We start from the raw sequence: 19,495 nt of genomic DNA, 5'->3' as shown, positions 1-19,495 counted from the left end.
GAGAACCTCGCGGCGGCCGATCGCCGCCACGAGGTGGGGCTGGCCACGATCGCCGACGTGCTGCAGGCGCGGACGGCGCTGGCGCAGGCCGAGCTGGCGCAGCAGGGGGCCGACGGGGCGCTGCAGGGGGCGCGCGCGACGCTCGCGCTGGCGATGGGGCTCGAGGCCAACCGTCCCTTCGAGGTCGCCATCGACACCACCCCACTCCCGCTGCGCGAGCTCGGCGAGAGCGTCGATTCGTTGATCGCCCGTGCCGAACGAGACCGTCCCGACCTGGCGGCCGCGCGGGCGCTGGCGCGACAGGGGGAAGCGCAGGTGCAGGTCGCCCGATCCGCGACGCTCCCCAGCCTGACCATGGGAAGCTCGGCCGGGCGCAACTTCTCCAACGCGCCCGCCCTCGAGGGGCAGACCTATGCGCTGTCGTTCGGGGTGCAGATCCCGATCTTCAGCGGGCTCGCGCGGCAGTACGACGTGGTCGTCGCCCGCGAGAACGCGGCCGCCGCACTGGCCCGTGCCGAGCAGGCGCGGCTGCAGGCGGCGGCGCAGGTCTTCACTTCCTACCATGCGCTGCGCACGGCAGCGCAGCGCGTCACCACCTCGGCCAACCTGCTGGCGAGTGCCACGCAGTCCGAGCAGGTGGCGCGCGGGCGGTATGCGGAGGGGGTGGGGAGCATGCTCGACGTGCTGACGGCGCAGGGGGCGCTCGCCGATGCGCGGGCGCAATCGGTCACGGCGCGCTGGACCTGGTATTCGGTGCTCGCACAGCTCGCCCGCGATGCGGGAGCGCTCACTCCGGCGGGGGCCATGGCCCCTCGCGTTTCTCCCGACTCTACCGCTGGATTGCCTCGATGACGTGGTTCGTTTCCCTCGCGCCTGCGGTCGTTCGTTCCCGGGCCGCGACGCTGCTGCTCGCGAGTGCGGCCCTGGTGGCCGTCGGCTGCAAGAAGCCCGCGGCACCCACCCGGCCGCCCGTGGCGGTCACGGTGGCGACGTCGGCGCGTGGCGCGGCGCCGTATGTCGTGACGGCGAACGGGCTGGTCGAGCCGCAGCAGTCGGTGGCGCTGCAGTCGCAGGTGGGGGGCGTCCTGCTCGCGGTTCATTTTCGCGAAGGAGACGAGGTGCAGGAGGGGCAGCTGCTCTTCACCATCGACCGGCGCCCGTATGAGGCGGCGCTGCGGCAGGCCGAGGCGGTGTTGGCGCGCGACGTGGCACAGGCGGAGAATGCGAAGCGCGATTCGGCGCGTTTTGCCGCGTTGGTGCAGAAGGACTACGTCACGCGCGCGCAGGCCGACCAGTCGGCGGCCAACGCCACGGCGCTCGCCGCCGTGGTCGATGCCGATCGCGCCGCGGTCGCCAACGCCCGCTTCAACCTCGACAACGCGACGATTCGCGCCCCCATCGCTGGCAAGACGGGGAGCTTGCTCGTGCGCGCCGGCAACCTGGTGCGCCCCGGGGCGGTCCCGCCGCTGGTGGTGATCAACCAGATCCGCCCCATCCTGGTGCGCTTCTCGGTGCCGGAGCGCGAGTTTCCACAGGTGCAACGGTATGCGGGGCAGGGGGCACTCCCGGTGCGTGCCCTCCATTCGGCCAACGATTCGCAGCCGATCGTCGGGCAGCTGAGCTTCGTGGACAACGGGGTCGACACGACCACGGGCACCGTCACGCTCAAGGGGCGCTTCGCCAACGACGACCGGCGGTTGTGGCCCGGGCAGTTCGTGCGAGTGGAGCTGGAGCTGTTCAGCGATTCGAGCGCGGTGCTGGTCCCGAGCCAGGCGGTGCAGGCGGGACAGGACGGGACCTTCGTCTTCACCGTCGATGCGAAGGGGGCGGCGGTGATGAAGCCGGTCGTCGCCGGCCGTCAGGTGGGTAACCAGACCGTCATCGAGCGGGGGCTCGACGCCGGCGAGCGCGTGGTGACCGATGGGCAGGGGAAGCTGGCGCCGGGTTCCAAGGTGAGCATCAAGGAGGCTGGGGGGGCGGCCACCGCCGCTCCCGCCAGGCAGGGCGGGACCCCATGAACTTCACCGCGCTCTTCATTCGCCGTCCGGTCATGACCACGCTGGTCATGATCGCGATTCTCGCGTTCGGGACGATGGCGTATCGGCAGCTGGCGGTGAGCGACCTCCCGAACGTCGACTACCCCACACTCACCGTCACGGCGTCGCTCCCCGGCGCCAGCCCGGAGACGATGGCCTCCGCGGTGGCGACGCCGCTGGAAAAGCAGTTCACGACGATTGCCGGGATCGACAACATGGTGAGCTCCAGCTCGTTAGGGGCCACGAGCATCACCATCCAGTTCACCCTCGATCGCAGCATCGACGCGGCGGCGCAGGACGTCCAGGCGGCGATCTCCAAGACGCTGCGGGAGCTTCCGCCGGGGATCGTCCCGCCGTCGCTACAGAAGACCAACCCCGCCGACGAGCCGTTCCTCTACCTCAACCTGCGCTCGAAGTCGTTGCCGCTGTCGGCGCTGGACGAGTACGGGCAGACGGTGCTGGGGCAGCGCATCTCGACCATCAGCGGCGTGGCGCAGGTGTCGATCTTCGGGACGCAGAAGTACGCGGCGCGCATCCAGCTCGACCCGCGCGCCCTGGCCTCACGCGGGATCGGGATCGACGAGGTGGCGAGTGCCGTGTCGCAGGGGAACGTGAACCTCCCCACCGGCGTGCTCTGGGGGCCCAACAAGGCCTACACCGTGAGAGCCGACGGGCAGCTGGAGAACGCGGCGCAGTTCGCCGAACTGGTCGTCGCCTATCGCAACGGGAACCCGGTGCGGCTGCGCGACGTGGGGCGCGTGAAGGACGACGTCCAGAACAACCGCGTGGCCGCCTGGTTCAACGACACGCGTTCCGTCACGCTGGCCGTGCAGAAGCAGCCGGGGACCAACACCGTGCAGGTGGCCGAGGCGGTGCATGCGCTCCTCCCCACGCTGCGCGCGCAGATGCCGGAGTCGGTGGAGATCGAGACCTTCTTCGATCGCTCCGAGGGGATTCGCGAGTCGGTGGCCGACGTGAAGTTCACGCTGGTGCTGACGCTCGCGCTCGTCGTGATGGTGATCTTCCTCTTCCTGCGCAACGTGCCGGCGACCGTCATCCCGTCGCTGGCCCTGCCGATGTCGCTGGTCGGGACGTTCGCGGTGATGTGGTCGTTGAAATACAGCCTCGACAACCTCTCGCTGATGGCGCTCACCCTGGCGGTGGGCTTCGTGGTCGACGACGCCATCGTGATGCTGGAGAACATCGTCCGGCACATCGAGATGGGAAAGAAGCCGATGCAGGCGGCGCTCGATGGCGCCAAGGAGATCGGCTTCACGATCCTGTCGATGACGATCTCGCTCACCGCGGTCTTCATCCCGCTGCTGTTCATGAGCGGGATCGTCGGGCGACTCTTCCACGAGTTTGCGGTGACGATCGCGGCGGCCATCCTCGTGTCGGGGTTCGTCTCGCTCACGCTCACGCCGATGCTCTGTGCCCGCTTCCTCAAGGGGGGGCACCACGGCGAGCAGGAACTCCACAACCCGATCTTCGACGCCTTCGAGCGTGGCTACGAAGCGGTGCTGCACTTCTACGAGCGCACGCTGCGCTGGGCGATGGGACATCGCCGCTCGGTGATGGCCTTCTCGCTCGTCACGCTCATTGCGACGGTCGTTCTCTTCCAGATGGTCCCGAAGGGATTCATCCCCAGCGAGGACACCGGGCGCATTCGTGCGTCGACCGAGACGGCGCAGGGGACGTCGTTCACCGACATGGTCGCGCACCAGAAGCTCGCCGCCGATCGCGTGCGCAAGAACCAGTACGTCGATGCGGTGCTGTCGAACATCGGGACGGGGTCGGGCAACTCGACCGGGTTGCCGAACCAGGGGCGCCTCACCGTGCGCCTCAAGCCGCGCGGTGAACGTCCGAGCGCCGACGAGATGGTGCGCATCCTCGCCAAGGAGACGGCTGACATCCCCGGCATCTCCGTGTACTGGCAGAACACCCCGATCATCCAGCTTGGCGGGCGCACCGCCAAGGCGCTGTACCAGTACACGCTGCAGGGGGCCGACCTCGACGTGCTCTATCCGGCGGCGCAGGCCATGGAAGCCAGGCTGCGCACGCTCCCCGCCCTCACCGACATCTCCACCGACCTGCAGATCCGCAACCCGCAGGCGACCATCACCCTCGACCGCGACCATGCCTCACGACTGGGCGTGAGTGCGGAGCAGATCGAGCAGGCGCTGTACAACGCGTACGGGTCGCGGCAGGTCTCGACGATCTACACGCCGAACAACCAGTACTGGGTGATCATGGAGCTCCTCCCGGAGTTCCAGAGCGACCTGAGCGCGCTCGACCTGCTGTACGTGCGGTCGCGCAGTGGCGTGCTCGTGCCGCTCTCCACCGTGGCGCGCGCCGACCGGACGATCGGCCCCCAGCTGGTGAACCACACGGGGCAGATCCCGTCGGTCACGCTCTCGTTCAACCTGCGCGAAGGGGCGTCGTTAGGTGAGGCGGTGAACGAGGTGGAGGGGGCGGCGCGCGAACTCCTCCCCGAGGGGGTCAGCACCGGCTTCGCCGGTGCGGCGCAGGCGTTCCAGGACACGCAGCGCGGGCTGGGGATGCTCTTCCTGGTCGCGATCTTCGTGATCTACGTGGTGCTCGGGATCCTGTACGAGTCGTTCATCCACCCCATCACGATCCTCTCCGGCATTCCGTTCGCGGCCTTCGGCGCCTTCCTCGCCCTGCTCCTCACCGGGACGGAGCTGAGCGTCTACGCGTGGGTGGGGGTGATCCTCCTGGTGGGGTTGGTGAAGAAGAACGCGATCATGATGATCGACTTTGCGCAGGAGGCCGAGCGCTCGGGCGGGAAGAACGCCTTCGAGGCGATCTTCGAGGCGTGCATGGTGCGCTTCCGTCCCATCAGCATGACGACGATGGCCGCGCTGGTGGGGACGCTGCCCATCGCGTTAGGCGCTGGTGCCGGCGCCGAGTCGCGGCGCCCGCTGGGGATCGCGGTGGTAGGCGGGTTGGCCTTCTCGCAGCTGGTGACCCTGTACGTGACGCCGGTCATCTACACGTACTTCGACGACTTCATGAAGCGCACGCGGCGGCGCGACGAGCCGGTGGAGGAGGGCGTGGCGGCGGAACCGCCGGTGCTTCGCGCGGGAGGCGGGCAGTCGGCGGCGGCGTCGGTGGTGGCGCCGAGGGTTACGTGAGGGGACGGGAGACGGGAGTGCAAACGGCGCCAAGAGGCGCCGTTTGCGTTGTATCTGCGAGGTGAGGTCGTACCACAGGTGGGTGGGTGCAAGCTTCGAGCGGCGCGCCGTGCGCGCCGCCCAACGCTCCTCCCGTCCGTCTCACCCGGGGAAGCTCCCAGCCGCCTGACACGCACCGCGCGCGGCTTCGCCGCGCGCACTCCCGTCTCCCGTCTCGCCCTTAGGTTCCCGTCCCGAACTGCTTCGTGTACTTCACCACCAGCGACCGCGAGCGCGGCCGCTCCCAGCTGAAGAACGAGTTGGCCACCTCGCCGTCGTTGAAGACGACAAACAGCCCGGTGCCGGCGGTGTTGAGCCAACCGAAGCGCGCGTTCGCGGTCCAGATCTTCTGCTGGTTGTTGAACTGTGTCAGCGACTGGATGAAGATGCGCGGCGTGAAGAAGTACGCGGCCTTGAGCCCCACGAGCGACCGGGTGAAGCTGAAGTCGGGCAACCGGACGTCCTGGTAGTCGAGCAGGAGCGACGACGAGATGTTCGGCCCGCTCCGCGCGGTGATCGTCACCGTCCCGCCATTGCGCGTCCCGGTGTAGAACTGCCCGAAGTCGCCGCGCACGATCATCGAGAGATTCGCGCTCGGGTTGGTCTGCCAATCGAGGCCGAGCTGCACCCAGTCATAGCCCCCGATGCCGAGCGAGTCTCCCGGGTTGATCTCGAAGGGCCGCTGCAGTCCCTCGTGGAAGACGTTGACCTCGGGGCCGAAGCGGGCGCCACTCGAGAACTCGATCTCCGTGAAGTCGAGGTGGAACTGCCCGCTCTGATAGAAGTCGTCCAGCCCGTAGTAGCCGCGGTAGTTCACGTGCGGGTTCCACTGCCGGAACCACGACGCCCACTCCGTCTTGCGCACGTAGCGCATGAAGTTGACGTCGTAGAAGCGGTAACCGGCCGGGCGGCTCAGGAACCCGACCTCGGGATTGAAGTCCTCGCCGATCTGCAGGAAGCGCACACTGTTGTTCCAGTCGCGTGTGGTGTACGCCGCGCGCGCGCTGTAGCCCAGTTCGTCACCGCTGCGGTTGGGGGTCTGGGTCGTCGCCCCCCACCAGTCGATGGTCCACGCGTCGCCGAGTCCCACGCGCCCGTCCACCGCAAAGGTCCGGTTGTAGCTGCCGGAGCTGTCGGTGGTCATGCGCTGCACGCCCATCACGCCAATGCGCGAGCGGCGCGACACCTCGCGCAGCGCGCGCAGCACCGTGTACGACTGGCCGGCCAGCGTCCCCCCCGGGGCGTCGTCGGTGAAGATCTGCATCGCGCCGACCGTCGTGCTCCCCACGCGCCCCGTGAGGCGCCCGCCGCCGATGATCGGGACCGGCGTCCCGTTGTCGATCCCGATGCGCCGGCTGAAGAACAGGTCGACCGCCTGCGGCGTCCCCGCCGAAAAGACCCCCGCATTCTCCAGGAAGAAGGGACGCTTCTCGGGGAAGAAGAGCGGGAAGCGCGTGAGGTTCGTGCGCTGCTCGTCCACCTCCACCTGCGCGAAGTCGGTGTTGTACGTGAGGTCGAGCGTCAGGCTCGGCGTGAGCCCGTACTTGAAATCCACCCCCCACTCCGTGGGATACTTGGCTTTCAGCTGCGTCTCGTAATCGCGCGAGGCCGACGTGAGCAGGTACGGCGTCGCCGTCGCCACGCGGCGCACCGGAACACTCAACCCCTCGAGCGTCCCCGCCAGCGACATGCGGTACAGGTTGAACTGCCGCGGGATGAACGACCAGAACGACTCCTCGTTCTTGCGCCGGATCATGCGCGCGATGTTGAGCCCCCACGTCTGCATCGCCGCGCCGCCATAGCGCAGCGTGGAGAACGGGATGCGAAACTCGGCGTACCACCCCAGCGAATCGCTGGAGGTGGCCACCTTCCAGCTTCCGTCCCAGTTGAGGTTGAAGCCACCCATCGAGCCCGACTGCGCACGAGTCTGCCCCGTTTGGGTGACGCCCCCGCCTTCGCCCTCGCGGATGATCTGCCCGTCGTATTCAACGCCGGCCGGTGTCGTCGCGAAGAGGAAGCCGTTCTGCCGATCGTGGTAAGTATCGAAGGTGATCGCGATGTAGTCGCTGTTGGTCAGCGTCACGTCGCGCACCTTCTCGCCGGGGACGATGGCGCCCGGCTCACGGTCGTACAGCCACGCGCCGATGTAGAGCGCTTCGCCATCGGTGAGGATGCGGACTTCGGTGCGCTCGCTCGCCGGCGCCCCCTCGCTCTGCTCGCGTTGCACGAAACCGCGGAACGGTTCTCCCTCACGCCACTGCTCTTCGTCGAGTCGCCCGTCGACGACCGGTGCCTTGGTGATGAGGTGCGCCTGCCCGGCTCGAGGGGCGCGCAGGGCGCGATTCCCGCTCGGCGTTGTCACTTCCTGCGCGGCCAGCGTGGTGGCGATGGACGCCAGGCAGGCGAGCGACGCGGCGAGCCACACACGGCGACAGGCAGCGCCCGGGGCAACGCGCGCACCGAGCGTTCGAAAGGGCAAGTGCATTGAGAAGACGAAGCGAGAGAAGAGGACTGAGTATTCCCGACTTTACGCGATGGCAGGGCGTGATGCTGAGCGCCCGGGACCACAAACCATCGATGTGGTGATGCCTTGCGCGACCAGCGTGCTTGCGGGATCCCGTGCGGCGCGGACGGCATTTGCCCGGGCGGTGCCAAGCTGTCGCCATGGGCCGTCAGATGGAAGTCGCGCCTCGTGCGGTATTCGTCGCCGACGATTTGACGCGTTCGCCGGCGCGGTGCACGTTGCCAGCGCCCGCACCGTCCGAGGATCCCGATGTTCGTCGCCTCCCGCTCGCTGGCCGCCCGCATGGTGGCGGTCGCGCTCCTCCTTCTCGCCGCGTCGCTCGCCTCGGCGCAGCCAGCGTCGCGCCTGCGCATCTCGATCGCGCTCCCGCGCACGATTCCCAACGGGCTCCCCGCGGGCGCGACTGGGCTCGACGGTCGCCTCCTCGTCGTCTTCTCCGTCGACTCCGGCGCCGAGCCGCGCTTCCAGGTGGGGTCCCACGCCGGGGCGCAGCCGGCCTTTGCCGTCGATGTCACCGGGTGGAAGCCCGGCGAGGTCCGCACGATCGACGCGACGGCCTTCGGCTTCCCCGTCAGGTCGTTAGGCGCGCTCCCCAGGGGCACGTATCGCGTGCAAGCCATCCTCAACCGCTACGAGACCTTTCTCCGCGGCGATGGCCACACCGTCTCGCTCCCCCCGGACCAGGGCGAAGGGCAGCACTGGAGCACCAAGCCGGGCAACCTGTACTCCGCGGTGCGCTCGGTGACCATCGATCCCCCTGCCGGCGGCGATGTGCGCCTGACGATCGACCAGGTCATCCCGCCGGTGCCTCCCTTCCAGGAGACACCGTACGTCAAGCACGTGCGCATCCGCAGCGAGCGGCTGTCGCGCTTTTGGGGGCGCGACATGTACGTCGCCGCCTTCGTCACCCTCCCCGAGGGCTTCGACTCACACCCCAACTCGCGCTATCCGCTGGCCATCAACCATGGCCACTTCTCCACGGTCCCCGACAACTGGCGCGAGTCACCCCCCGATCCCGACCTCAAGCCCGATTACAGCGAGCGATTCTCCCTCGCCGGCTACAACCGCGTGGTGCAGGACTACTCGTACCAACTCTTCAAGGACTGGACGGGACCGGGCTTCCCGCGCTTCCTCCTCGTGCAAATCCAGCACCCCACCCCCTTCTACGACGACTCCTACGCCGTCAACTCGGCCAACAACGGTCCCTACGGCGACGCCATCCAGTATGAACTCCTCCCCGAGATCGAGAAACGCTTTCGCGGGTTAGGTGCCGGCTGGGCGCGCTTCACCTTCGGCGGATCGACCGGCGGATGGGAGTCGATGGCCGTGCAGATGTTCTATCCCGAGGAGTACAACGGCGCGTGGATCGCCTGCCCGGACCCGATCGACTTCCGCCACTTCACCGTCGTCAACGTCTACAGCGATACCAACGCGTACTTCTACCCGTCGCGCTGGAAGCGCACCCCGCGCCCCGGCCTGCGCAACTACCTGGGGCACGTCACGGTGACGCTGCAGGAAGCCAACGAGTACGAGTACCTCGCCGGGACGCACGGCCGGTCCGGCGACCAGTGGGACGTCTGGGAGAGCGTGTATTCACCGGTGGGGAGTGACGGCTACCCGCGCCGCATCTGGGACAAGCTCACCGGGAAGATCGATCCCGTCACCGCCGCCTACTGGAAGGAGCACTACGACCTCTCCTGGATCCTCCAGCGCGACTGGGCAACGCTCGGCCCCAAGCTCAAGGGGAAGCTGAGGATCTTCGTGGGCGACATGGACAACTACTACCTCAACAACGGCGTCTACGAGGTCGAGAAGTTCCTCAAGTCGAAGCCCGAGGCAGAGGCGGTGGTGGACTACGGCGATCGCGCCGAGCACTGCTGGAACGGTGACCACACGCGCGCCAACGCCTACTCGCGCCTGCGCTACACGCAGATGGTGCTGCCGTGGGCGGTGGAGCGGATCCTGCGCACCGCGCCGCCGGGGGCGGACATACACAGCTGGCGGTACTGACAGGGCGGGGGGAACGCACCGCCCCCGCGCTACCGCCGGTGTCGCTCGGCGCGTGCCTTGATGCCGCGCAGCATCCCGCGCTCCATGATGAAGTGCGCGGGCTCGAACAGGTAGAATCCCAGCGCGGCCAGCGGCACGGCGCCTAACGACGGCCGTCCGGGGCCGCGCGTGTGCACCACGAGGCGGCTCGTCGAGTCGTCGACGGCGCTCACCACGAAGCTCCCCCAGTGCTCCAGCGTCATGGCGCGCGGCGGGTCCCAGTGCGTGATGCGCCACCCGAGGTCGCGCCCCACCCGGCCACCGAGAAAGTCGGGTTGTGCCGCGCGTACCAGCTCGCCCACGGCGCGCTCCTGCCACGCCGCGACCAGCGAGTCGGCGTTGCGGATGTCGTCGCCCAGCGCGCGCTCCAACCAGGCGTAGCTGTAGAAGCCGGCGCGGTCCTGCCCCACCTGCGACAGCCATTGCCATGTGACGGTCGCCGGGGCGTGAATCGTGACGCCGTGGTCCACGCGATACATCGCCGGTTCCACGGTTGACAACCCGTCAATTGCCGCTGCGCGCTCCGCGGCGCTCGTCCCCCATGCCATGTGCCAGGGGCGGAGCACGATCAGCAGCGCCGTGACGCCGAGCATCGCAGCGGCGAGCGTCCCCCCAAGGCGGTGCCGCCACGGTGCGCGCTCGGGGATGGCCGCGTGCTCTGCAGTGGTGAAGGTGGGGGTGTGTATCTCCGGGTGCGCGCAGCGCGCCCAGCGATGCACCAGTGCGCAGAACGCGATGCCGATCGCCAGGCCGACGAACGACCACAGCCCGATCCCCGCCAGGCGCAACAGGATGGCCGAGGCGATCGTGGCGGCCATCGTGATGCCGAGCGCGCGCTCGCGCAGTCGCTCGATGCCAAAAAGGGCAAACGCGGCGGCGAGAAAGCCAACCATCGAGACGAGCCACACCGGGGTGACGATCCACGCCGTGGCACGCGCGGCCGCCCACATGCCGGCACCCGCATGGGCGAGTGCGTGCAGGAGGAGGGCAAAGGCGAGCAGGCGGGGATGCAGCGCGCGCATCTTCGCAGCGTGCGCCGGCGACAGCCGCGGTGTCAATGCTCCGCGATGAATGGGCGCTCCCGGCGACTTAACGTTGCGCCACTTGTGCCATCAAACAGACCGAGGTTCACGACACACCCTATCGCCGACGCGCCGTGGGCGCTCGCGATCGCATTCGGAGGAAATATGAAGTCAGTCACACGCCAGGTTCCGGCGCTCTCGCGAGCAATGGTGCTCGCCGTCGCCCTGACCGCTGCCGCGACCCAGATCGCCGTCGCGCAAACCACCGACTCGACCCAACCGCCGCGCGCGCGTGTGGGACCGGGGCGCGCCTTGGGGGAGGGGAGGGGCATGCGCGCGCGCATTCCCATGCGTCGCAATTTCGCCCAACCGGGTGCCCCGGGCATGAGGGCGCCGGCGATGCGTGTGGGCGAGAGGGGACCGGGGCCGCGCGCCCTGCTTCGCGGGATCACGCTCTCCGTCGAGCAGGAAAAGTCGCTGCGAGCGTCGCAGGCCAGGAAGCTGCTCGAGGCCAAGCCGCTGCGGCTCGAGATGCTGTCGGCGGGGACCGACCAGCAGCTGGCGCGCCTGAACGGTGACCAGAAGGCGCTCGACGTGGCCACCGCGCGCCTGACCGCGGCCCGAAGCCGGCTCGACTCGCTGCGCTCGAAGCGCTCGCCGGTCGAGGAACTGCGGAGCGTCCTGACCCCGGATCAGCAGAAGATCCTGGACAAGAACCTCGCCGATGCGCCGCAGGGTGGTCGCGCCTTTGGCCCGGGGCGGGGAATGGGGCGGGGGATGGGTGGTGGCTTGGGCACGCCAGGCGGGATGCGTTTCCGCGACGGGGCCGCGCCGCGCGGTTTCCGGAACGCGCCGCAGCCGCGTCGTCCAACGGGTGAGGAAGGCGAGGGTGAGGCCACCATGGACCGCGCCGACATTCCGGCTCGGTAGGCCACACGGCGGCAGCGCCCGGGGGCGCGTGCCGGCCCGCAGGGCGGTTCAAGCAAGAGCGTTGGATCGGGGCCACTCGAATCATCGGGTGGCCCCGAACGTTTTTCGGACGTGCGTGATATGCTAGGCACCATGTCCGATCGCGCCGCCCCCGATCCGCCAGCCGCTCCGTCCGTGCCGCCGGCTGCGCCTGCTCCGCCTGCTCCGGCTGCGCCGCGCCCGGCGTGGCGACGCTGGTTGTCTCCCTGGAACGTTGTCACGGCCGTCGTCCTGGTGTGGGCACTGCCGCGCCTCATCCCGCACCTTGGCGCCGTTGTTGGCGTGCGATCGGGTGAGAGCCGCCACCCCGCATTTGCCGCGACGACGATCGATGGCCAACCGGTGAGCGACGCCTCGCTGCGCGGCAAGGTGGTGCTGGTGAACTTCTGGGCGACGTGGTGCGGACCCTGTCGCGTCGAGATGCCGCTCCTGGAGCAGATGTACCAGCGGCATCGCGACCGAGGGTTCGTCCTGTTGGGATTCAGCGTCGATCGCGCGGGGGACCAGGTGGTGCGCGATTACGTGCGCTCGCGCGGGGTCACGTACCCGGTGGCGGTGGTGGGGGCGCGGGAGGAGGGGGCGTTCGGGGGAGTGCGCGGCTACCCGACGTCGTTCCTCCTGGGGCGCGATGGCGTCGTGCGGCACGCGGTGATCGGCCCGCTGGCTCCCGCCTCGCTGGAACTCGCGGTTCGCCGCCTCCTGGACGAGGCGCCGCCTAACGCGCCATAGGGGTTGGTCGACACGCCTTGGCGTGCAGGGGTCGGGCTCGCGGGGGCGATGCACGCGGGGGCGATGCCTTCGGTCGTGACGCCTATCGCAACGTCCGTCGACGCTGCACCGTAGCAGGAAGGTCCCCCACCCTCCGCTTCTGCCCCCATGCGCTGCCCAGTCCCTGCCGGCCTCCTCCCCCACGCCGCGCTCGCCGCGCTTGCGTCATTCTCGCTCGCCGCGGCCGCGCCGCGCGCCGCCCAGGCGCAGCGCCCCGCCCCGGCGGCGTCGTCGTTCACGCTCGACCAGCTCACGCGCTATCCCTTCCCCTCGGAGCTCACGGCGGCGGCGCGGGCGAACCGCATCGTGTGGGCGTTCAACGAGGATGGGGTCCGCAACCTGTACGTCGCCGAGGGTCCCGACTTCGTGGCGCGGCGCCTCACGAACTACACCAGCGACGACGGGCAGGAACTCACGTCGGTGCAGCTGACGGCCGATGGCCGCACCGTTGTCTACGTCCGCGGCGGCGACCACGGCTCCAACTTCGACGACATCCTCCCGGTCAACCCGCTCGGCATGCCGCAGCCGGTGCGCGTGCAACTGTGGAGCGTCCCGTTCGAGGGAGGGGAGCCCAAGTCGTTAGGTGAGGGCGACTCGCCGGTGGTGTCGCCGCGCGGCGACGTGGTGGCCTTCGAGCGCGAGAACCAGGTGTGGACGGTGGCAATCGACGGCTCGGCGCCGGCGCGGCGCCTGTTCACGGCGCGCGGAAACAACGGCGACCCCCAGTGGTCACCCGACGGAAGCCAGCTCGCCTTCACCTCGAATCGGGGCGACCACGCCTTCATCGGGATCTGGCGCGCGAGCGATGCGCCCATCACCTACCTGTCACCGTCGACGAACCGCGACGGGAGCCCACGCTGGTCGCCGGACGGCAAGCGCCTCGTCTTCGTGCGGCGCCCGGGGGCGGGCGGGGCGGCGCAGAACGTGCTCGAGCAGCGCCCCACGGAGTGGGCACTCTACACGGCAGATGCAGCCACGGGCGAGGCGCGCCTCCTCTGGACGTCACCGCGCACGCTGCGCGGTTCGGTCCCCAACACGCACGGCGGGACGAACCTGCACTGGGCGGCGGGGGGGCGCATCGTCTTCCTTTCGTACATGGACGGATGGCCGCACCTGTACTCGATTGCCGAGTCGGGGGGAGCGCCGCTCCTCCTCACGCCGGGGAACTACATGGCGGAGTACATCCGCCTCTCGCCGGACGGGAAGACGCTCGTCTTTGCGGCGAACGCCGGGAGCACGCCGGATGACCTCCATCGCCGTCACGTGGTCGCCGTTCCGGTGGACAAGGCGGCGCCGCGCGTCGTCACGCCAGGAACAGGGCTCGAGTGGACCCCCGTGGTGCTCGGTGACGGCGCCACGCTGGCCTATGTCGGGGCCACGGCGCAGCGCCCGCCGCTCCCCGCGGTTGTCCCGTTAGGCGGCGGGAGCGCGCGCACGCTGGCCGCCGATCGCGTCCCCGCGGACTTCCCCGCCGCGCAACTCATCACCCCCAAGGCCGTCAGCTACACGAGCGAGGATGGCGTGCTGGTGCACGCGCAACTGTTCGACGCCGGGACGTCGGCGCGTGGCGCCACGGCGGCGCGCCGCCCGGCAATCGTCTACGTGCACGGCGGACCGCCGCGACAGATGCTCCTGGGGTGGCACTACTCCGACTACTACACCAACGCCTACGCGATGAACCAGTATCTCGCCTCGCGCGGGTACGTGGTGCTCTCGGTCAACTACCGGCTCGGCATCGGCTACGGCTACGAGTTCCACCAACCGCCGAATGCCGGCGCCCGCGGGGCCAGCGAGTACCTCGACGTGAAGGCGGCCGCGCTCTACCTCCGCACGCTGCCGCAGGTGGACGGGGCGAAGATCGGGATCTACGGCGGGTCGTATGGCGGTTACCTCACGGCGCTGGCACTCGGCCGCAACTCCGACCTGTTTGCGGCCGGCGTCGACGTGCACGGCGTGCATGACATGTCGGCCTCCACCTCGGGCGCGGGGAGCGCGCTCGCGGCGGCAATGAGCGGGGCCAACCGCTTCGAGCCCAACGATCGCGACAAGGCGGTGGAAGTGGCGTGGCAGTCGTCGCCGGTGTCGAGCGTCAAGACGTGGAAGTCCCCCGTCCTCCTCATCCACGGCGACGACGACCGCAACGTCCGCTTCTCGCAGACCGTCGACCTGGCGCGGCGCCTGGCGGCACAGGGAGTCGACTACGAGGAGATGATCATCGTCGACGACACGCACCACTGGATGCGTCACGCCAACCAGCGGCGCGTGAACGCGGCGATCGTCGGCTACTTCGACCGCAAGCTCAAGGGGGCGGTGCAGTAGGCGCGCACGACGACGCTCGTGCGCGCGTCAGCGCCCGCCCCGTCCGCCGTATGACTTGATCACGGCGTCCATCCCCTTCACGAAGACGTCGGTGGGGAGCGCCCCCGGGATCACTTCACCGTTGATGAAGAAGGTCGGCGTGCCACGCACCATCAGCGTGCGGGCCAGGACGTTGTTGCGCGCCAGTTGCTCGCCAGCGCCCTTCCCCTTCATGCATGCCGCGAACTTGGTGAGGTCGAGCCGGGCGCGCTGCGCGTAGGTAGTCATCTGACCGCGCGCGTCGCTCGCCTTCATCCACTCCTTGCGCTTGTCATAGAGCACGTCGTGCATCGGGAAGAAGCGCCCCTGCTCGGCGGCACAGATCGAGGCCTCGGCCGCATGGCCCGAGTTGGGGAAGGTGCCCAGGGTGAACGGGACAAACTTCCAGTAGATGCGCCCCTTGTTGATGTAGAGCGAGTCGAAGACGGGGAGCGTCTCGCGGAAGAACTTCTCGCAGTAGCCGCAGCCGAAGTCGGCGAACTCGACGACCCAGACATCGGCCGAGGGGTTGCCCCGCTGGTAGCCCACGGCGTCCAGCGCGATGGTGCGTTCCCCGGCCTTGACCAGCATGCGGGAGACCATCTGGCCGCCGGCGTTCGTGCTGGCGAGCGACAGCGCGACGATGGTGCCAAGGGCGCCAACGGCGGCGCGCGCCCAGGCGAGCCCGGCAAGGGGACGAGAGAGGAGTGTCATGGTACCGACAAGCTAGCGCACCGTGCCAGCGGCGGCATGGGGCTGGTGGGCATGCGCACCCCGCGGCGCCCCGCTCACGCGTGGGGTGTGACGCCGGGCGGTGCCGCGGGAGCGATTCGGCGCTCCGCCGTGTTGATTCCAGTGGATCCCAACCATGAGGGCAACGGTGCAGGGGATGACACGGCAGGCAACGTTAGGCGGTGGGTGCTTCTGGTGCCTCGAGGCGGTGTACCAGGAGGTGGATGGCGTCACGTCCATCGTCTCCGGGTATGCGGGCGGACACGTCGCGCACCCGACGTACGAGCAGGTGTGCGGCAAGAACACGGGCCACGCCGAGGTCGTGCAGCTCACGTATGACCCGGCGCGCGTGAGCTATCGGGCGCTGCTGGAGGTGTTCTTCGCCATCCACGACCCGACCACGCCGAACAGGCAAGGGGATGACATCGGCCCCCAGTACCGCTCGGTGATCTTCACGCACGACGACGAGCAGGCGCGCGAGGCGCGGGCCATCATCGACGAGCTGTCGGCGGAGCACGTCTTCCCTGCGCCGATCGTGACCGAGGTACGCCCGCTCCCCGAGTTCTACCCTGCCGAGGGCTACCATCGGGACTACTTCCGGCAGCACACCGAGCAACCCTACTGTGCCTTCGTCATTGCGCCAAAGCTGGCCAAGTTCCGCAAGCGCTTTGCCACGTGAGCGTGCGCTAGCGGGAGCGCGCTACGACGCGTGCGTGTCGCGGTCGTTGTCCCGCAGCGCGGCGGCTGCCGTGTTGTAGGCAATGCCGGCGCCCAGCATCTCGCGCTGGTTCCACAGCCAGAGCGGGTCGACGACCACCGGGCGCGCCATGAGTCGCCGCGCGCGCGCGAAGTCGGTGGCGCGAATGGCGGGGAGGTCGCACAGCACGATCAAGGCATCGGCACCGGACAGGGCCGCCATGGAGGAGTCCGAAAGCTCCGTCATGCTGCCTAACGCGGTGCGTACGCCTTCGTCGAGTCCCGGGGCATGGACCACGACATTGGCCCCCGCGGAGCGCAGCGAGCGGGCCACCTGCAGCCCCAGCGAGTCGCCGTCACCGTCGTCCTCGCCCCATCCGGCGAGCCCCCACATCGCGATGCGCTTCCCATCGAAGGTGTCGCCGATCGCCCCACGCAGTCGCTGCAGGATGCTCTCCACGGTGCGGGGGACCTGGTCGAGCGCCGCGGCCGCGGCGCGCGGTGCGCACCCCCACGTCATCGAGAGCTCGGTCATCGCCCTGGCGTCGCGCAGGTCGCCGGCGGTGGGCGATGCGCACACCGCCGAGCCCAGCGCCAGCGAGCGCCACTCGCCAGCCGCAACCGACGACAGCTCGCGCAGGACCTCGGCGATGTCGGCGCCGCCTTCCTCGCAGAAGTCCGCCACCTCGCGTGCGAACGACTGCACCACCACCTGCATTGCCGCTGCCGCATAACGCATCGCTTCGGCGCTGCGCTCGTCCACCGTCACCAGCGTGCTCCCCTGCCGCAGGAAGGGGGCGTAGAGCGTGCGCAGCACGCGCAGCGCGTGTTCCGTGTCGCCCCCCACGACGATCCGCTCCGGCGCGAGCGCCTCGTGCAGCGTGGCACGACGCAGGTGCATCGACGGGAGCGTGACGACGTCGAAGTCGCGCCCGGACTGCCGCCCTTCCTCTTCCAGGATGGTGCGGATGAGCTGCGTCCCCCCCGGTCGCAACGTCCCGACCACCCCCACCACCGTGTACGGCCGCAGGAGCGAGGCCAGACGGCCGGCCATCGTGGCCCACGCCGACATGTCCGTCATGCCGTCGCTGTGCGCCGGCGACGGCAGGGCGAGGAAGATCACCTCGGCCCCGCGAATGCCCTCCGACAGGTTCGTGCTGAACTCGAGGCGCAGCTCCTGCGCGTTGCGACGCATCGACTCGGCGAGCGCCGGTTCGCGAACCGGGAGGATTCCCTCCCGCAGCCGGGCCATGCGACCGCGATCCGTGTCGACGAGTGTGACCGAATGCCCAACTTCGGACAGCGACGCGGCGGTGACGAGTGCTGTATGTCCAGTACCAATGATGGCGACTTTCATTTCGAGCTCCTGAGGGTCCCGTGTTCCCCAAAGGAAGCCGCCCAGCGGCGCGCACACCCTCGCCTTTCGACCAGCACCCCCGTTCGGTCGACGAACGCGCCTGAGGGGGCGATGAACGCGGCGCCGGCCGGGCGGCGACTGCGCCGGCGGGCCCCGCCTGCCGACACTAGAGAGGGGGCCTTGTCGCGCGGGCGCCTGCAGGCGCCGCGCGCCACGTGGACTTTGCCCCCCTTCATCCGGACCCGCCGCCTTCCGTGCCCGAACCGGCCAACGCCCGTTTGCAGCTCCTGATCGCCAGCCTGGACGAGGCGTTGCTCATCGATGATGAGCGCGCCCTCATCGCGCTGGCGAACCGCGTCGTGTGCCAGGGGCTTGGCGTCGCCGCGCCGCAAGGAACACGCGGGGGCGTGGATGGCTCGCTCGTCGCCGAGGAGGGTGCGATCGACTTCACGCTGCTCGAGGCGCAAACCCTTGGACAGCCCGAGTTCACCGTCGAGATGATCGACGTCTACCTGGAGAGCCTGACGCCGCAGTGGGAGGCGGTGCGCGCGGCGGGCGCCGATATGGACCGCCCAGCGTTGCACGCGGCGGCGCACAAGCTCAAGTCGGCGAGCGCGGTGGTGGGGGCCAATGCGCTGCGCGAGACGCTGGAGCATCTCGAGGATGTGGCGCCGTCCGCATCGCTGTCGCAGGTCGCCTTCCTCATCCACGTGGCGTCGATGCAGGGCAACGCGGTGCGGCGCTCGCTCACCAGCGCGCGCCTGCGATACCAGGCCTCGTGTGCCGGGGGCGCGGCATGACGCGAGCCATCGCGTCACCACCGGCGGTGCTGCGCGCCCTCGTGGTCGACGACGACCCGGTGTCGCGCGCCCTCCTGGCCCGTTATGTCGGCCAGCACGATGCGTTGCAGCTGGTGGCCACGTGCGAGTCGGCGGTGGCGGCGGTTCCGCATCTGCGCGCCGGGGAGGCGGACGTCGTCTTCCTCGACGTCGAGATGCCGGAGATGTCGGGGCTCGAACTCGTGCGCGCGCTCGACGCCTGCCCGGCAATCATCCTGGTGACGGGCAAGGCGCACTATGCCGTCGAGGCGTTCGCCGTCTCGGTCACCGACTATCTCCTCAAGCCGGTGCAGTACCCGCGCTTTCTGCAGGCGGTAGAACGCGTGGTGCGCCAGTGCCGCCAGGAGCAAGGCGCGCAGGGTGCCGCTTGCGCCACGCCTGGTGACCTCGCGGCGCCGTCACGCCCCCGCACCACGCAGTCGCGCGCCGGCGACGGTGAGGTGCGCGACGTCCTCTTTGCCCGCATCGACGGGCGCCTGGTGCGCATCCCGCTGGCCGAGGTGCATTGGGTGGAGGCCAAGGGTGACTACGTCCTCCTCCACGCCCCCAAGCGTCGCTACATGGTGCACACGACGATGAAGACAATGGAGGAGCGTCTCCCGCCCAGCGACTTCGTGCGCGTGCACCGCTCGCACATCGTGCGCGTCGACCGGATCGTCGACCTCGAGGACGCAACGATCGTCGTCGACCGGGATGTGATTCCCGTAGGAGCGTCGTATCGCGACACCCTGCTCTCCCGCCTGAACACGCTCTAATCATCCGGCGCGGACGCGGTTTTTTTCACCGCCCCGCTCGACAGGACAAATCGGGACGACTGGCTCCGTCAGTCCGCATGACCTCACCGATGTAACCCGCGTCTCCCCGCGTTCGTCACTGATCGCGGGCGGGGGCAGGGGTCCATCGCGCGCATGAAGAACTTCTCATGCAGGCATGGAGCCGGCGCCCAACAGAACCGCTCGATCGCGCGTTGAA

General features: G+C 69.3%; 14 protein-coding genes. 10 read left to right on the top strand and 4 right to left on the bottom strand.

Features of this window, described 5'->3' with window-relative positions:
* The 3 genes from IT359_19150 to IT359_19140 all read left to right on the top strand — a co-directional run.
* Positions 1-852: TolC family protein (locus IT359_19150; GenBank protein MCC6931117.1), on the top strand; the 852-nt coding region annotated here is incomplete at its 5' end.
* Positions 849-2,018, top strand: coding sequence for an efflux RND transporter periplasmic adaptor subunit (locus IT359_19145; protein ID MCC6931116.1), 1,170 nt, complete (start codon positions 849-851; stop codon positions 2,016-2,018). The genes IT359_19150 and IT359_19145, both read left to right, overlap by 4 nt.
* On the top strand, positions 2,015-5,191 hold the full coding sequence (locus IT359_19140; protein MCC6931115.1) for an efflux RND transporter permease subunit: 3,177 nt from the start codon (positions 2,015-2,017) through the stop codon (positions 5,189-5,191). The genes IT359_19145 and IT359_19140 overlap by 4 nt, the downstream gene beginning before the upstream one ends.
* 220 nt (positions 5,192-5,411) lie before the next feature.
* Here the strand turns inward: IT359_19140 and IT359_19135 are convergent, their stop codons facing one another.
* Positions 5,412-7,709 carry a carbohydrate binding family 9 domain-containing protein gene (locus tag IT359_19135; GenBank protein ID MCC6931114.1) on the bottom strand — a complete coding sequence of 766 codons (2,298 nt, stop codon included), beginning with the start codon at positions 7,707-7,709 and terminating at the stop codon, positions 5,412-5,414.
* Positions 7,710-8,003: 294 nt separating this feature from the next.
* On the opposite strand from IT359_19135, the gene IT359_19130 reads away from it, so the two are divergent.
* On the top strand, positions 8,004-9,764 hold the full coding sequence (locus IT359_19130; protein MCC6931113.1) for a hypothetical protein: 1,761 nt from the start codon (positions 8,004-8,006) through the stop codon (positions 9,762-9,764).
* 29 nt (positions 9,765-9,793) lie between these two features.
* Here the strand turns inward: IT359_19130 and IT359_19125 are convergent, their stop codons facing one another.
* Positions 9,794-10,825, bottom strand: a complete 1,032-nt coding sequence (locus tag IT359_19125) for a hypothetical protein (GenBank protein ID MCC6931112.1) — start codon at positions 10,823-10,825, stop codon at positions 9,794-9,796.
* A gap of 165 nt (positions 10,826-10,990) precedes the next feature.
* On the opposite strand from IT359_19125, the gene IT359_19120 reads away from it, so the two are divergent.
* The 3 genes from IT359_19120 to IT359_19110 all read left to right on the top strand — a co-directional run bounded on the left by IT359_19120 (position 10,991) and on the right by IT359_19110 (position 14,881).
* Complete coding sequence (locus tag IT359_19120; protein ID MCC6931111.1) at positions 10,991-11,755, top strand: hypothetical protein; 765 nt, start codon at positions 10,991-10,993, stop codon at positions 11,753-11,755.
* A 132-nt stretch (positions 11,756-11,887) separates the two neighbouring features.
* On the top strand, positions 11,888-12,523 hold the full coding sequence (locus tag IT359_19115; protein ID MCC6931110.1) for a TlpA family protein disulfide reductase: 636 nt from the start codon (positions 11,888-11,890) through the stop codon (positions 12,521-12,523).
* 147 nt (positions 12,524-12,670) lie between these two features.
* Complete coding sequence (locus IT359_19110) at positions 12,671-14,881, top strand: S9 family peptidase (protein ID MCC6931109.1); 2,211 nt, start codon at positions 12,671-12,673, stop codon at positions 14,879-14,881.
* Positions 14,882-14,908: 27 nt separating this feature from the next.
* Here the strand turns inward: IT359_19110 and IT359_19105 are convergent, their stop codons facing one another.
* Complete coding sequence (locus tag IT359_19105; GenBank protein ID MCC6931108.1) at positions 14,909-15,613, bottom strand: thioredoxin domain-containing protein; 705 nt, start codon at positions 15,611-15,613, stop codon at positions 14,909-14,911.
* Positions 15,614-15,767: 154 nt separating this feature from the next.
* Here IT359_19105 and msrA point away from each other — a divergent pair, with 154 nt between their 5' ends.
* Positions 15,768-16,310 carry a peptide-methionine (S)-S-oxide reductase MsrA gene (msrA, locus tag IT359_19100; protein ID MCC6931107.1) on the top strand — a complete coding sequence of 181 codons (543 nt, stop codon included), beginning with the start codon at positions 15,768-15,770 and terminating at the stop codon, positions 16,308-16,310.
* Between the two features lie 21 nt (positions 16,311-16,331).
* Here msrA and IT359_19095 read toward each other — a convergent pair whose 3' ends face one another.
* Positions 16,332-17,684 carry a UDP-glucose/GDP-mannose dehydrogenase family protein gene (locus IT359_19095; protein ID MCC6931106.1) on the bottom strand — a complete coding sequence of 451 codons (1,353 nt, stop codon included), beginning with the start codon at positions 17,682-17,684 and terminating at the stop codon, positions 16,332-16,334.
* A 254-nt stretch (positions 17,685-17,938) separates the two neighbouring features.
* Between IT359_19095 and IT359_19090 the strand changes: the two genes are divergently transcribed.
* Entirely contained in the window at positions 17,939-18,484 is a 546-nt protein-coding gene (locus IT359_19090; protein MCC6931105.1) for an Hpt domain-containing protein, read from the top strand.
* Positions 18,481-19,278 (top strand): response regulator transcription factor, encoded by a 798-nt coding sequence (locus IT359_19085; GenBank protein ID MCC6931104.1) that lies wholly within the window; start codon positions 18,481-18,483, stop codon positions 19,276-19,278. Before IT359_19090 ends, IT359_19085 begins: the two co-directional genes overlap by 4 nt.
* Positions 19,279-19,495: the final 217 nt, after the last annotated feature.

This window comes from Gemmatimonadaceae bacterium (assembly GCA_020852815.1).
In the GTDB taxonomy this organism is placed as follows: domain Bacteria; phylum Gemmatimonadota; class Gemmatimonadetes; order Gemmatimonadales; family Gemmatimonadaceae; genus SCN-70-22.
Note: the sequence above shows the minus strand (reverse complement) of the source record. Positions and strands in the feature narration are given on the sequence as shown.